Below are 13,695 nucleotides of genomic sequence, written 5' to 3'. Positions count from 1 at the left end.
ACGCACCACTGCTCGGCGGCGGCGTAGGGGCCCGGGCGCCTCAGCTGTCGCGCACGATGACGACGACCTTGCCGAGCGCCCTCCCTTCACCATGGAAGGCGAGAGCAGCGGGCACTTCCACGAACGGGAACGTGCGGTCAATGTGGATGTCGATCGACCCCGCGGCGCGGTGGGCGGCGAGCTGGTCGAAGTTTCCGGCTCCCTCGTGGACGAAGAGCACTCCGAAACGTGCACGGGTGAGGGCTCCGAGGAGCGTGCCGACCGTGACCATCCGGAGCATCGTGCGCAGGGTGCCACCGACCATCAGACATCGTCCGTGCCTGCCGAGCGCTCGCCTGTACGCGAACACCGATCGCCGTGCGACGAGGTCGATGATGAGGTCGTAAGGGCCCGTGCGCGTGAAGTCGGTGCGCCGATAGTCGATCGTCTCGTGCGCCCCCAGCCCTTTCATGAATTGGAGCTTCTCCGCGTTGTCGACCGCGGTGACGTGCATGCCCTTCGCGACCGCGAGCTGGATCATGAAGCTGCCCGAGCCGCCACCGGCGCCATTGATCAACAACCGCTGCCCCGGTCGCCCGGTCGCGATGGCCTGCTGGGCGATTGCCCCCGCCTGCGGGATGGTCGATGCCTCGGCGAACGTCAAGGCAGGCGGCTTGGGCGAGAGTGCCGTCACCGGCATCACCGCGTACTCGGCGAATCCGCCACGGCCTCGGATGTTGTCGCCGTACACCTCATCGCCGACCCGGAATCCGGTGACGCCGTCGCCGACCGCGACGATGCGGCCAGCGATGTCGGATCCGAGGATCTTGGTTCGGGGGCGTCGCAGCCCGTCGAAGCGGGCGTAGCCGGGGCTGCCCCGCAACGCCTCCCAGTCCGACAGGTTCACCGAGGTCGCGACGACCTCCACGAGAACCTCGCCCTCGCCGGGCACCGGCGTCGGCACCTCGCGGAGCTGCAGTTCATCGACGGAACCGTATCGTTCGTAGACCCAGGCGCGCACACGACAACCGTAGGGGTTCGCCGCTCGCATGGGAGGGAGCATTCCGGTTGCGTGCTCGGGCACCATCGAACTCCAACACCCCGGATAGAGACCGATTTGCGTCGCCTGAGCGACCGATGCCGCGTCGACGCGCTCGCGCACGGCGCCCAGTCGCGTGTCACCTTGGATCAAAGGTCGTGTCATGTCGCCGGGGCTTCGCGGCATGTGTCCGGACACGTTGCTGGTTGGCAGCGCCGCTCCGAGGTTTATGCCGGACCCCGCCCCGCAATCACGAGTTGACACCGTCCGGGCCACCGCGGCCACCCGAGCGCGCCGGTGGGCGAGCTCACCCGCATCGTGACCGAGCTCGATCGACTGGGCTTCCAAACCCACACGCACGCGACGGGAGACGGCGGCATCCGCATCGCCCTCGACGCCATCGAGCACGCCGCCCGCACCAACGGCACCCGCGACCGCCGCCACGGCATCGTGCACGTCGAGTGCTTGCACCCCAACGACCTGCCCCGTTTCGCGCAGCTCGGTGTGACGGCGGCGATGCAGCCTCGCCACTGCTCCCCCGATCTCGTCGGCGGCACCTGGATGGACAACGTCGGCGAGCAGCGCTGGAGCCGCGCCTGGCGATTCCGCTCCCTCATCGAGTCGGGCGCGCACGTCGCGTTGTCGAGCGACTGGCAGGTCGGCGAGATGGACCCGCTGGTCGGTCTCTACTCAGCGCTGACGCGGGCGGGTCTCGATGGTCGCTCCTCGTGGACTTCTTGGGAGCGCTCGAGCTTGGACGCGGCGTTGCGCGGCTACACGGCCGAGGGCGCTTGGGCGTGGCACGCGGCGGACTCGCTCGGCGTCGTGCGGGTTGGCGCTCGCGCCGACCTCGTGACCTGGTCGATGAACCTTTACGACCTCGAGCCCGATCCCGCCCGGCTCCTCACGGAGCGCCCCGACCTCACGATCGTCGCGGGCGAGATCGCGCACGACGCAACGGATGCGGCTCCCCTGCCGGAGGCGCCTCCGGCAGGGACGCATCACTGCTCGGCGGTGGCATAAAGGGGCCGTCATTCGGGCAAGCCCTAATCTGTACCTGCCGCGCGTCGGCCGTGACGCGCTGCCATACCGTACGTGCCTCGGTTGATTGCTAGCCGGAAGGTCGCATCGCGCGCCCGATTTTCGTCGAGAATCCAGCTCATCCGCTCCCGCTCATCGGCCGCCCCCACGCGCACGCACTGCTACTGTCGTTCGAACTGCGGAGGGAAAAACTTGCTTTGGGAAATCAGTGACTTCAAGGGTATTGAGTCTGCTCACTTAGACATTCGCCCTGGCAAGGCCACAATTCTTACGGGCGTCAACAGCAGTGGCAAGTCATCAACGCTACAGTCCCTTCTCCTTGCTGCACAAAGCCTCTACAACGAGGGACCGGTTGTCCTGAACGGCCCACTTGTCAGACTCGGTGATGCACAAGACCTCGTCAGAGAGTCGTCTTCGACAGGTCATATCGGAATACGGCTCAGCGTCGACACTCACCTCACCGACGGCGCTCTGCACGACGAGCCGTTGAGTGCCGAGTACGAGCTAGTGGCAACGGAAGATCGTTCTTCGTTGCGAGCCAAGCGGATCGGGTTCACCTCGCCGAGCTTTCCCGGCCAAGATCTAGAACTCGCCCGCGCCAATTCCCGCGGATCGGATGTAGAACTCGCGATGCAAGCGACTCGCCATTTCGGGCCTCGCGAGGTACTCCATGTGAAGGCCCTTCTCGGAAGTGACAAGCGGCAGCTACGCACATATGCGGTAATGCAAGGTCTGCGCCCGATCGGGCTCGTGCAGCTAATGGCACCAGAGCGCGTCGCGAGCATCTATCGCGCCGAATTCGAGTCCATCCTCAGCGAAAGCGGTCGCGACGAGCAGTTAGAGATGAAGCGGTCTGGCATCACGCCACAAGTGGCCAGGGAGTTCGTCCGCCTACTAGCGGAAGCTGCTCATGAGGACAAGAAACTCGTCGACATCAGCAAACGTTTCAGTCATGCCCGATCCGGAAATCCCTACCTGTTCGACTCCGTCTGGAGCGATCTAACGACCTCCGAGCGGTCTGATGCCATTGGTGCAGTTGCGGCCCAACGTGCACGTCGTGCCTACTCTCTCCTACCAATAAAGGGACCCGTTTTGGCGTACGGGTCACCAGTCGTCGGCCTTCTCGAAAGCGCGTTAGGCAATGCTCTAGGAACAAGTTTCGACGCGCTTGGTGCGCTGAACAGCAGCCTGGACGAGTTAAGCCGGCGCGTCCAGTATCTCGGCCCCCTACGCGACGAACCACGCGTGGTGTGGAATCACTGGAACGAGCTCGCCAGAGGCCTCCCCGTGGGCACGCGTGGCGAGTTCAGCGCTGCCGTATTGTCACGGTCGGCAAACGATGCCGTCCAGTATTGCCCTCCCGGTCAGGCCAGAACGGTCGACCGTCTTTCGACCGCAGTAAACCGATGGCTTGAGTACCTACAGATAGGCGACCGTATCAACGCTCGCAGTCGGGGAAAGCTGGGGGTGGGCTTCGAGCTTCATTTGGACGGTCACATTCGAGACCTCACATCGGTGGGAGTTGGCGTCAGCCAAACACTCCCGCTCCTCGTGGGACTGCTGTCCGCACCGCACGATTCGGTGTTCATCGTGGAGCAGCCCGAACTACACCTTCACCCTGCAGTGCAGGCGAGGCTCGCTGATTTCATGCTGTCGGCGCGCCCTGACGTCTCCCTCATCATCGAAACGCATAGCGATGCGTTCATTACGCGAATACGACGGCGCGCTGCTGAGGGAAGTATCGATACCTCGGATGTAGATATCACCTTCATCGAGTCGAAGAGTGGGGGCGCGAGGACGCGCACTCTGAAGCTAAGTGAGTTCGGTGATCTGGACGAATGGCCGGATGGATTCCTGAGTTCGTCTGAAGATGACATCCGCGCCATCCTGAAGATGAACATCGAACGGGCTCGCGGTGCGACTGGTGATTGACCAGCCTCATCTTCTGTTGGACCCCGAGTTCGTGATTCCATCTGACGCGGCCTCGGCAAAGACCGAGTTCTGGGCTCGAATGCTCGGCCGGGCCGATGACCGTGCCATCAAAATCGGGCCGGCGACACTTGAGGCCCTGCAAGACCTCACCGCATCACCACCGCCGTCCTCAGCGATAGCGGAGCGTGATTTTTGGCGGATTTTGACACTGTACATGTCGCGAGGCTTCATTTCCTCGGGCCCGCCTCGGGTCGTTTGCAAAACTCACCTCGGCGATCAGTATCAGCCTGCACTCGGGCATCCGGGCAACGTTGCCCGCCTGATTTCGGACGTAGCTGCCTTTGGTGGTGAGTCCCCACTTTTGCTTTCAACCCTCCCTGAAGTGTGGAGCACGAGCACTTCGACGTGTTTGGAATGCATCAAAACCCGCCTCGTCCGTCTTACGTCCGATTTCGACAGTCCAACTAGTCGCGCCGCAGCAGCACAGGCGTGGCGGGCACTCTTTCTGGACGAGCACGGGAATGATCTCAGTTTGTTGCCGACTTTCGCCCCTGTCATGTTTCCGAGCCTCAAGTTCGATGAGCTCGCCTGGAGTCATCTTCGCGCTCTGAATGGGGACAACACCGAAAACGTCACAAAACTGGTGCAACATCTCGGTGTTCTAAACGATCAGGCCCCGGCCATCTGGGCGGAGAACACCGAGACGATCGATCGTCAAAGTGCATTGGGGAGTTTTGGCATCACAGCATCGCCCGAGGGGTCCAACACGCGTCGAAACACACGGAAGATGCGAATGCGCGACTTCACCATCGACGACACCCTTGTTCGTTGCGAGTGGCACACCAAGCTTCGACCCAACATCAACCGTGTGTACTTTGCAGTGAAGGAAGCCGAGGTGTACGTCGGCGTGATTATTGATCATTTGCCCACATAGCACTTCCGGGTATATGGCGCGTTTGGGCGTCAGGCACGGTCCTTCGGCTCGTCGCGCTCGGCCAGAACGAAGACCTGCGCGGCGTGCTCGACATCTTCATGAGCAAACCACCTACGTTCGGCAGGTCGGGCGATGTTCAACGGCTGCGCTGATCGCCATCCTGCTTCAGCACCGTGTCGACGACGAGGGCAGCCGATACCACAAGAGAAAGGAGCGGATCCTCGAGCGTTCGATGCATCTCCAAGACATAGTTGTCGGCCTTCGTGAACATCTCTTTTCCGAACCCTCCCCACGTCTTGGTGATTCGACCAATCTCCGCACCGCGCGGGTCCTGGATACTGAAGTCCCACGCTCGCCAGCTCTCCGCATTGATCGTGCCGAGCGTCTTGCCATCCGACTCGATGCGAAAGCGGATATTGAACCTGCCGCCGAGCAATGAAGCCAAAGCCCCAAAGTTCTCCTGAACGATCTGACCAACCGGCGAGCCGTCCGCACGCGTGACCATCACCTTGGATTTCATCACCGTTGCCGGTCGGGTGAGCGTCACGAGCGGCTGGCCTTCAGCGTCGACAATCTGGAAGCGCTTCGTGGCATTGTCGCGCCCGACAGCCATGCGCGACATGCTGTAGCCAAACTGACGGACTCCGCCGACCTTACGTCCGTGCTGGTCGAAGACTGAATACTCGGCCTTCTTCTCGAAGAGCTTTGCCTTTTGGTTTACCACCAGAATCTGCTCGGTGAACAACGTGCCGCCGCCATCGCGATCCGGGTCAGCGACACCAAGCTTGCGGACTTGTCGTTGCGCCTTCTTGTTAGACGGTTCGCTTGGGGCGATCGGCCTGCTCGCGACCTGCGTAGCAAGCTGCGGAGCAACCGGCCTCGGCGGCGCGACGATGGGCGCGTCGAGCATCTGACGACCGGCGGAGCCGACATGCTCGGTCCACTGAATACCGTCCCAGTAGCGGTGTTCGTGCCTCCCGAAGGGGTCAGGAAACCAGCCGGAGGGGGTTTGCTCACTCATAGATGGAGGCTACAGCCGGGGCCACGAGAAACCTGTATCGAACAGAAGGGCGGGTGCCGAAGCATCCGCCCTTCCTTGAACTGCAGTGAGACCTAGAAGTCCCAGTCCTCATCCTCGGTCGACACGGCCTTGCCGATCACGTACGACGAGCCGGAGCCCGAGAAGAAGTCGTGGTTCTCGTCGGCGTTCGGGGAGAGGGCCGAGAGGATGGCGGGGTTCACATCCGTCACCGTCTTCGGGAACATCGGCTCGTAGCCCAGGTTCATGAGGGCCTTGTTGGCGTTGTAGTGCAGGAACTTCTTCACGTCCTCGGTGAGACCGACGCCGTCGTAGAGGTCCTGCGTGTACTGCACCTCGTTGTCGTAGAGCTCGTACATGAGGCTGAAGGTGTAGTCCTTCAGCTCGTCGCGCTCGGCCTGGCTGACCTTTTCGAGGCCCTTCTGGAACTTGTAGCCGATGTAGTACCCGTGCACGGCCTCGTCACGGATGATCAGACGGATGAGGTCTGCCGTGTTCGTGAGCTTGGCGCGCGACGACCAGTACATGGGCAGGTAGAACCCCGAGTAGAACAGGAACGACTCGAGCAGCGTCGAGGCGATCTTGCGCTTCAGCGGGGAGTCGCCCTGGTAGTACTCCATGACGATCGCGGCCTTCTTCTGAAGGTTCTCGTTCTCCACGCTCCAGCGGAACGCCTCGTCGATCTCCTTCGTCGAGCACAGCGTCGAGAAGATCGACGAGTAGCTCTTCGCGTGCACCGACTCCATGAACGCGATGTTCGTGTAGACGGCCTCCTCGTGCGGGGTGATCGCATCCGGAATCAGCGAGACGGCGCCCACGGTGCCCTGGATCGTGTCGAGCAGGGTGAGCCCCGTGAACACGCGCATCGTGAGGGTCTGCTCCTCCTGAGTGAGCGTGTTCCACGACTGGATGTCGTTCGACAGCGGCACCTTCTCGGGCAGCCAGAAGTTGTTCACGAGGCGGTTCCACACGTCGACGTCTTTGTCGTCCTGGATCTTGTTCCAGTTGATCGCTTCGACGTGCGAGACCAGCTTGAGCTTGTCGGGGGTCATGGGGTTCTCTTCTTTCGAAACGGATGCTTCGGGTCGTGTGGTTGGTGCGGGGTGAACGGATGCGGCTCCGCGGAGGAACCGCATCCGTTCAAGTGATCAGGAAAGTCCTGATCAGATAATCAAAGCGCGCAGGAGACGCACATCTCCAGCTCGGTGCCCTCGAGGGCCATCTGACGCAGACGGATGTAGTAGATCGTCTTGATCCCCTTCTTCCATGCGTAGATCTGCGCCTTGTTGATGTCGCGCGTGGTCGCGGTGTCCTTGAAGAACAGCGTGAGCGAGAGGCCCTGGTCGACGTGCTGCGTTGCCGCGGCGTAGGTGTCGATGACCTTCTCGGCACCGATCTCGTAGGCGTCCTGGTAGTAGTCCAGGTTGTCGTTCGTCATGAACGGCGCCGGGAAGTACACACGACCCAGCTTGCCTTCCTTGCGGATCTCGATCTTCGCGGCGATCGGGTGGATCGACGCGGTCGAGTTGTTGATGTACGAGATCGAACCGGTGGGCGGAACGGCCTGCAGGTTCTGGTTGTAGATGCCGTACTGCTGAACGGATGCCTTCAGCTCGCGCCAGTCGTCCTGCGTGGGGATGTGCACGCCCGACTGCTCGAACAGCTCAGCACCGCGAGCGGTCGACGGAAGCCACTCGGCATCCGTGTACTTGTCGAAGAACTCGCCCGACGCGTACTTGGAGTCCTCGAAGCCCACGAAGGTCTCACCGCGCTCCTTGGCGATATTGTTCGAGGCACGCAGGGCGTGGAACAGCACCGTGTAGAAGTAGATGTTCGTGAAGTCGATGCCCTCTTCGGAGCCGTAGTAGATGCGCTCACGAGCGAGGTAGCCGTGCAGGTTCATCTGGCCGAGGCCGATGGCGTGGCTCTTGTCGTTGCCGTCTTCGATCGAGCGGACGGATGCGATGTGGCTCATGTTCGACACGGCGGTGAGGCCGCGGATGGCGGTCTCGACGGTGCTGCCGAAGTCGGGCGAGTCCATGGTGAGGGCGATGTTCAGCGAACCGAGGTTGCAGCTGATGTCCTTGCCGATGACGTTGTAGCTGAGGTCCTCGTTGTAGGTCGTGGGGGTGTTGACCTGGAGGATCTCGCTGCAGAGGTTCGACATGTTGATGCGGCCCTTGATCGGGTTCGCCTTGTTCACCGTGTCTTCGAACACGATGTAGGGGTAGCCGCTCTCGAACTGGATCTCGGCGAGGGTCTGGAAGAACTCACGCGCGTTGATCTTGGTCTTCTTGATGCGCGGGTCGTCGACCATCTCGCGGTACTTCTCGCTGACGGAGATGTCGCCGAACGGAACGCCGTAGACCTTCTCGACGTCGTACGGGGAGAACAGGTACATGTCCTCGCCGTTCTTGGCGAGCTCGAAGGTGATGTCGGGAACGACGACACCGAGCGAGAGCGTCTTGATGCGGATCTTCTCGTCGGCGTTCTCGCGCTTGGTGTCGAGGAACTTCATGATGTCGGGGTGGTGCGCGCTCAGGTACACGGCTCCGGCACCCTGTCGGGCACCGAGCTGGTTGGCGTAGCTGAAGCTGTCCTCGAGGAGCTTCATCACGGGGATGATGCCGCTGGACTGGTTCTCGATCTGCTTGATCGGAGCGCCGGCCTCGCGGATGTTGGAGAGCGAGAGGGCCACGCCGCCACCGCGCTTGGAGAGCTGCAGGGCGGAGTTGATGCCGCGCGAGATCGACTCCATGTTGTCTTCGATGCGCAGCAGGAAGCAGGAGACGAGCTCACCGCGCTGCGCCTTGCCCGTGTTGAGGAACGTGGGGGTGGCCGGCTGGAAGCGGCCGCCGATGATCTCCTCGACGAGGTTCACGGCGAGCTTCTCGTCGCCCTGGGCGAGGCCGAGCGCGGTCATCACGACGCGGTCCTCGAAGCGCTCGAGGTAGCGCTTGCCGTCGAAGGTCTTGAGCGTGTAGCTCGTGTAGTACTTGAACGCACCGAGGAACGTGTCGAAGCGGAACTTCTTCGAGTAGGCCAGGTCGTTGAGGCTGGTGATGAACTCGAACGAGTACTGGTCGAGCACGGCGGCCTCGTAGTACTCCTTCTCGACGAGGTAGTCGAGGCGCTCCTTGAGCGAGTGGAAGAACACCGTGTTCTGGTTCACGTGCTGCAGGAAGTACTCCCGCGCAGCCTCGCGATCCTTGTCGAACTGGATCTGTCCGTCGTCGCCGTAGAGGTTGAGCATCGCGTTGAGCGAGTGGTAGTCCATGCCCACGCGCGGCGCGTCGATCACGGCTACGCCGCTGTCAGTTGCGTTGACCAAAATGCTTCCAATCCTTCGTTGACGGCGGTGACGTCGTCGGGTGTTCCGAATACTTCGAATCGATAGAGATGCGGCACGTGGCACTTGGCCGCGATGATGTCGCCGGCGAGGCAGTAGCCCTCGCCGAAGTTGGTGTTGCCTGCGCCGATCACGCCGCGGATCAGCATCCGGTTGCCCGGATCATTCAGAAAGCGGATGACCTGCTTGGGTACTGCGCCGTCCCCGTCGCCCCCGCCATAGGTGGGGAGGACGAGCACGTAGGGTTCGTGCACGGTCAGCGGAGCGTCCCGCGGGTACAGCGGGATGCGTGCTGCCGGTCGGCCCAGCTTCTGGATGAATCGGTGCGTGTTGCCCGAGACGCTCGAGAAGTAGACCAGGTTGACGTGGTGGTCGCCAGCTGCCGTCGCGTTGGTGACGGTGTTGCCGGTTGCGCTTGCGATGCTGTCTGCGCGGGTATTTCCGTTGCCGGCGACGTCAGCGCCGGTTGCGTTCATGGGGGCATTCATGAGGCGAGCCGCAGAGGGGCCCGCGTTGATGGTGTCCACCGCGCATCCTCCCTGATCTCCGTATGACGCGGATATTCGATTGCTGCGTCGATGCCGAAGAACGGATGCCGCTGATCAGGCCAGGCGCGAAGCCAGCTCGCTGATCTTGTCGGGGCGGAAGCCCGACCAGTGGTCTTCGTCGGTGATGACGACCGGGGCCTGCAGGTAGCCGAGTTCCTTGACGGCGGCCAGAGCGTTCTCATCGACAGAGAGGTCGAGAACCTCGTACTCAACGCCCTTGGCGTCGAGAGCGCGGTACGTGGCCGTGCACTGAACACACGAAGGCTTCGTGTAGACCGTTACCGTCATTTCTCTGACCCCTTTTGGCTCGTTCTGAGTTGTTGTCTTGCTGTACTCCAATACTACATCTAGTGCTTCCCGAAAGGAACGCCCACAAGATGCAGTAGTTACATTCGTGTAGTTCTCCACAAGTAATTCACCCGTTTTCAACAGGCCAGCGGATGCCGATCGGCTTGTTTCCGGCCTTCGTGAGGGAGTTATTCACAGCCCCCATTTCGGGAATTCCACGTGTTGTGGAATTGCGCCGGGCGTGTCGCGTCTGCGTTCACTCTTGTGTCGCTTCTGCGTCCGACCCCTACATGTTGTGTTGTGCTGCACACTCTTCCACCACCCACCGACACTGGGCGCGCACGACGCGCGGGCGTGTTCGCGGATGCGCTCGGCCGCCCGATCGGCTGTGACGCACGGTGCATCCAAGGGGCGCCCCCTCCTCCTGGTCGGCGCGCCCCCTCCTAGTCGGCGCACCCTTGCTCCGACGGCGCACCGTGCTCCGACGGCGCACCGCGGCCTGGGGCATCCGTCGCTGGACGCTCTCAGTTCTCAACCCAAGGGTTGACGATTGCGCCGCACGCGCGTACCGTGTCGTAAACCAAACGGTTGACGAATAACGGAGGCGGCACAGAGCACATGAGCACCACGAACGCAGCTCACACTCTGGACGACCAGCGGCTCACGCAGGTCTTCAGTGCCCTAGCAGACCCGACGCGGCGCGACATCGTGATGCGACTCTCGGATGGCGACGCGACCGTCGGCGAGCTCGCCGAACCGTACGCGGTGTCCGTGCAGGCGGTCTCCAAGCACCTGCGCGTGCTCGAGGACGCCGGCCTGGTGAGCCGCGACGGCGACGGATTCCGCTCCCGCCGCCACCTGGAGGCCGAAGTGTTCGACATGATGACCGCCTGGATCGAGAAGTACCGCCGCACCGCCGAGGGCCGGTTCCGTCGGCTGGACGCCGTGCTCGCCGAGATGGGCGAGGCCGAGGCGGCGGCGGACGCCGCGAGCTCGTCGCCGACGGACGCCACTGCCGTGCCCGCGGCATCCGTCACCCGAGACCCCGGGGGAACGTCCCCCGCCACCCGCACCATCACCACCCCCGCCAACACCGATAAGTAAGGAGCAGCACCATGACCACGACGACCACCCCCGACACGACGATCGAGGTCGACCCGAACCTGCCGACCATCCGCATCGTGCGCGAGTTCGACGCCCCGCGCGAGCGCGTGTTCCGCGCCTGGACCGACCCAGAGCTCTACGCCCGGTGGCTCGGACCCGACGACATCACCACGCAGATCGCCCACTGGGACGCCCGCACCGGCGGCTCCTGGCGCTGGTCGAACTGGCGCGATGGCCGCGAGCTCGCCGTCTTCTGGGGCTCGTTCCACGAGGTGCGGCTCAACGACCGCATCGTGCAGACCGTCACGTTCGACGAGTTCCCCGACGGCGTCTGCCTCGAGACCGTCCTCTTCGAAGACCTCGGGGACGGCCGCACCCGCGTCACCGACATCTCGCTCATCGACACCCTCGAGGCACGCGACGGCATGGTCGCGTCGGGCATGGAGCACGGCGTGATCGCCGGCTACGCCAAGCTCGACGCGCTGCTCGCCGGCGGCGAGGCCCGAGGGGCGCGGCCTCTCGATCCGCCGCGCGGAACGCCCGCGCATCCGTCTCAGTCGAACGGATGCGCGGGCGTTCCGGATGTCGGTGGTGCGGGCTAGCGTGAAGATGTCTCCCCACCCGGGATGCGCCCACATACAAAGGAGTAGCGCCATGGACTGGAAGATCGAGCTCATCTTCGTTCCCGTCACCGATGTCGATCGGGCGAAGGAGTTCTACGTCGACAAGGTGGGCTTCACGCTCGACCACGACCAGTCGCCGTTCGAGGGCCTGCGTTTCGTGCAGCTCACTCCCCCGGGCTCGGCCTGCTCCATCGCCTTCGGCACCAACCTCGGCATCGACCTCGAACCCGGCAAGCAGAACACGATCCAGGTCGTGGTTCCGGATGCCGCCGAGGCTCGCGCGCACCTCCTCGCCAACGGCGTCGAGGCCTCCGACGTCGATCCGCAGGCCTGGGGCAACTTCGTCACGTTCGCCGACCCCGACGGCAACAGGTGGACGCTGCAGGAGCTGCCGAAGCGCGACTGACCGCGCCCGCGGCCTACCGGCCCGCTGCAGCCCGCCGCTCTCACCCAGGACTCGGCGGGGTTCCGATGGCCCGGCGGGTGTAGGTAACCCCGCCAGAGCATCGAAGCCCCGCCAGGCTCGACAGGCTGCTGGTCAACGACATCTAGCCCGCACTGCGGGCGTGTGCGGCACCAGCGCGCAGTTCGGGCATCCCCTTCTCCTGCAGGAACCGGCAGAACTTCTTCAGGGGCAACACCATGTCCCACGTCCAGCGATCGAAGCTCTCGACCGCCTCCTGCCGACGCAAGGCGTCTTCGCGCTGCTTCTCCAGCCACACGATCTCGCCGGGATCGTCGCCTTCCTTCACGATGGCGCCGCGCGTGTACTTGACCTTGCCATCGAACTCCTGAGCCTTGCGGATTCCCTCCAGGTAGAAGTCGACTTCCGCGTAGCTGCCGAGAATGTCGGGAAACCGCACCTGCAAGTCGGGGATCACGAAGCGCCCTTGGCGCATCCGCACCCGGCTCAGGGATTCGCCGGGACTACCCGCTCGGGCATCAGCGAAACGGATGACGGACTCGGCTCGTGCGCGATGAAACGGTGGAGCGACGTTGTCGAGTTCGCACAGCAGAGTGTCTGTCGTCAGAGCCGGTCGCACGAGACGAGCCTCACCCTCTCCGCGCTGTCGTAGGTCAGTCGCGTAACGAACCGCATCGCGCCTGAGAGCTGCATCGATTGCAGTGACCGCACGCTCGGGGCACTCGTTGACGGCAACATCCACCAGCGTGCGCTCGAGCGCCACGACCTCGATCCCGTCGATGACAACGGTCTCTGCCGGCGGGCCTGAGCGGTGAGTCGTGATCAGGCGTGACGTACTACCGCCCGAGGCCCTGGGATCGAAGGTATGGAGTTCGGACGGCCAGTTGCCGATCGTCGGCAGCCGGTGCATCGCGGCGGCTGACAGGTGCGCGGCGACCAACGACTTCGGAGAGGACGCGTTCGTCGCTCGGATCATGAAGCGGTATCGACCGTCACGCCCGGCCGCCTTCCACTCCGTCGCCGTGACGTACCAGCCCCGCCGCAGGCGAACGAGCTCGCTCAAGCCGATCAGACATTCGATGCCTCGCGGATCGACGCCAGAGCGCCTGAGAAGATCCGTGCTGATCAGGCCGTCGTCGAGCGACGACAGGAAGTCGAGGTCTACGCTCATCGGCTCATAGTGCATGCAAGGCGAGCCGACTCCCCTGCGCCGATTCATGGCGGTGGGATTTTCACCGCCGCACTGTGGTGTGCAGGACTTGACCGGAGCGGGGCCTGCACTCCGCCGACCTGGCGGGGTGTCGATGGTTTGGCGGGGGTAGGAACCCCCGCCAGGCCATCTAGACCCCGCCGAGCCGGTACAAAGCGAGGCGGGAGCGCGGGCGGCGGCCCGTC

The 13,695-nt window shown here is 63.4% G+C and carries 13 protein-coding genes; 6 read left to right on the top strand and 7 right to left on the bottom strand.

All coding sequences use genetic code 11. The features are described from left to right. Positions 1 to 40 precede the first annotated feature (40 nt). Complete coding sequence (locus tag ASF30_RS18145; protein ID WP_235480386.1) at positions 41 to 1,183, bottom strand: NAD(P)-dependent alcohol dehydrogenase; 1,143 nt, start codon at positions 1,181 to 1,183, stop codon at positions 41 to 43. Positions 1,184 to 1,315: 132 nt separating this feature from the next. On the opposite strand from ASF30_RS18145, the gene ASF30_RS18140 reads away from it, so the two are divergent. The 3 genes from ASF30_RS18140 to ASF30_RS22875 all read left to right on the top strand — a co-directional run bounded on the left by ASF30_RS18140 (position 1,316) and on the right by ASF30_RS22875 (position 4,925). Next, positions 1,316 to 2,041, top strand: a complete 726-nt coding sequence (locus tag ASF30_RS18140; protein ID WP_200918476.1) for an amidohydrolase family protein — start codon at positions 1,316 to 1,318, stop codon at positions 2,039 to 2,041. Positions 2,042 to 2,251: 210 nt separating this feature from the next. Beyond that, on the top strand, positions 2,252 to 3,991 hold the full coding sequence (locus tag ASF30_RS18135; RefSeq protein ID WP_157497491.1) for an AAA family ATPase: 1,740 nt from the start codon (positions 2,252 to 2,254) through the stop codon (positions 3,989 to 3,991). Further along, positions 3,984 to 4,925, top strand: a complete 942-nt coding sequence (locus ASF30_RS22875; RefSeq protein ID WP_157497489.1) for a hypothetical protein — start codon at positions 3,984 to 3,986, stop codon at positions 4,923 to 4,925. Before ASF30_RS18135 ends, ASF30_RS22875 begins: the two co-directional genes overlap by 8 nt. A 136-nt stretch (positions 4,926 to 5,061) precedes the next feature. Here the strand turns inward: ASF30_RS22875 and ASF30_RS18125 are convergent, their stop codons facing one another. The 5 genes from ASF30_RS18125 to nrdH all read right to left on the bottom strand — a co-directional run bounded on the left by ASF30_RS18125 (position 5,062) and on the right by nrdH (position 10,149). Next, positions 5,062 to 5,946 carry a phospholipid scramblase-related protein gene (locus ASF30_RS18125; RefSeq protein ID WP_082468035.1) on the bottom strand — a complete coding sequence of 295 codons (885 nt, stop codon included), beginning with the start codon at positions 5,944 to 5,946 and terminating at the stop codon, positions 5,062 to 5,064. Between the two features lie 92 nt (positions 5,947 to 6,038). After that, on the bottom strand, positions 6,039 to 7,016 hold the full coding sequence (nrdF, locus tag ASF30_RS18120) for a class 1b ribonucleoside-diphosphate reductase subunit beta (protein ID WP_055824765.1): 978 nt from the start codon (positions 7,014 to 7,016) through the stop codon (positions 6,039 to 6,041). 119 nt (positions 7,017 to 7,135) lie between these two features. Next, on the bottom strand, positions 7,136 to 9,241 hold the full coding sequence (nrdE, locus tag ASF30_RS18115; RefSeq protein WP_055910519.1) for a class 1b ribonucleoside-diphosphate reductase subunit alpha: 2,106 nt from the start codon (positions 9,239 to 9,241) through the stop codon (positions 7,136 to 7,138). A 26-nt stretch (positions 9,242 to 9,267) separates the two neighbouring features. Then, positions 9,268 to 9,789 (bottom strand): class Ib ribonucleoside-diphosphate reductase assembly flavoprotein NrdI, encoded by a 522-nt coding sequence (gene nrdI, locus ASF30_RS18110; RefSeq protein WP_082468104.1) that lies wholly within the window; start codon positions 9,787 to 9,789, stop codon positions 9,268 to 9,270. Positions 9,790 to 9,915: 126 nt separating this feature from the next. Further along, positions 9,916 to 10,149 (bottom strand): glutaredoxin-like protein NrdH, encoded by a 234-nt coding sequence (nrdH, locus tag ASF30_RS18105; protein WP_055824762.1) that lies wholly within the window; start codon positions 10,147 to 10,149, stop codon positions 9,916 to 9,918. Between the two features lie 618 nt (positions 10,150 to 10,767). Here nrdH and ASF30_RS18100 point away from each other — a divergent pair. Genes ASF30_RS18100 through ASF30_RS18090 form a run of 3 tightly spaced genes read left to right on the top strand, consistent with a single transcriptional unit; the run spans position 10,768 to position 12,282 of the window. Further along, positions 10,768 to 11,253 (top strand): ArsR/SmtB family transcription factor, encoded by a 486-nt coding sequence (locus ASF30_RS18100; RefSeq protein WP_082468033.1) that lies wholly within the window; start codon positions 10,768 to 10,770, stop codon positions 11,251 to 11,253. Positions 11,254 to 11,264: 11 nt separating this feature from the next. Then, positions 11,265 to 11,855, top strand: a complete 591-nt coding sequence (locus tag ASF30_RS18095) for an SRPBCC family protein (protein WP_082468031.1) — start codon at positions 11,265 to 11,267, stop codon at positions 11,853 to 11,855. Between the two features lie 52 nt (positions 11,856 to 11,907). Beyond that, positions 11,908 to 12,282 (top strand): VOC family protein, encoded by a 375-nt coding sequence (locus tag ASF30_RS18090; RefSeq protein WP_055909931.1) that lies wholly within the window; start codon positions 11,908 to 11,910, stop codon positions 12,280 to 12,282. A gap of 142 nt (positions 12,283 to 12,424) precedes the next feature. Here the strand turns inward: ASF30_RS18090 and ASF30_RS18085 are convergent, their stop codons facing one another. After that, positions 12,425 to 13,519: a hypothetical protein gene (locus ASF30_RS18085; protein ID WP_157497487.1), complete on the bottom strand. Its 1,095-nt coding sequence runs from the start codon at positions 13,517 to 13,519 to the stop codon at positions 12,425 to 12,427. Positions 13,520 to 13,695: the final 176 nt, after the last annotated feature.

The organism is Leifsonia sp. Leaf264 (assembly GCF_001422325.1).
Classification (GTDB): domain Bacteria; phylum Actinomycetota; class Actinomycetes; order Actinomycetales; family Microbacteriaceae; genus Orlajensenia.
Note: the sequence above shows the minus strand (reverse complement) of the source record. Positions and strands in the feature narration are given on the sequence as shown.

What these genes read in the sequence shown, in the direction of transcription:
- nrdF (WP_055824765.1), bottom strand. Translation starts at nt 7,016, where the DNA reads ATGACCCCCGACAAGCTCAAGCTGGTCTCGCACGTCGAAGCGATCAAC.
- ASF30_RS18100 (WP_082468033.1), top strand. Translation starts at nt 10,768, where the DNA reads ATGAGCACCACGAACGCAGCTCACACTCTGGACGACCAGCGGCTCACG.
- ASF30_RS18090 (WP_055909931.1), top strand. Translation starts at nt 11,908, where the DNA reads ATGGACTGGAAGATCGAGCTCATCTTCGTTCCCGTCACCGATGTCGAT.
- nrdI (WP_082468104.1), bottom strand. Translation starts at nt 9,789, where the DNA reads ATGAACGCAACCGGCGCTGACGTCGCCGGCAACGGAAATACCCGCGCA.
- nrdH (WP_055824762.1), bottom strand. Translation starts at nt 10,149, where the DNA reads ATGACGGTAACGGTCTACACGAAGCCTTCGTGTGTTCAGTGCACGGCC.
- ASF30_RS18095 (WP_082468031.1), top strand. Translation starts at nt 11,265, where the DNA reads ATGACCACGACGACCACCCCCGACACGACGATCGAGGTCGACCCGAAC.
- ASF30_RS18145 (WP_235480386.1), bottom strand. Translation starts at nt 1,183, where the DNA reads ATGACACGACCTTTGATCCAAGGTGACACGCGACTGGGCGCCGTGCGC.
- ASF30_RS18085 (WP_157497487.1), bottom strand. Translation starts at nt 13,519, where the DNA reads ATGAATCGGCGCAGGGGAGTCGGCTCGCCTTGCATGCACTATGAGCCG.
- ASF30_RS18125 (WP_082468035.1), bottom strand. Translation starts at nt 5,946, where the DNA reads ATGAGTGAGCAAACCCCCTCCGGCTGGTTTCCTGACCCCTTCGGGAGG.
- nrdE (WP_055910519.1), bottom strand. Translation starts at nt 9,241, where the DNA reads ATGGACTACCACTCGCTCAACGCGATGCTCAACCTCTACGGCGACGAC.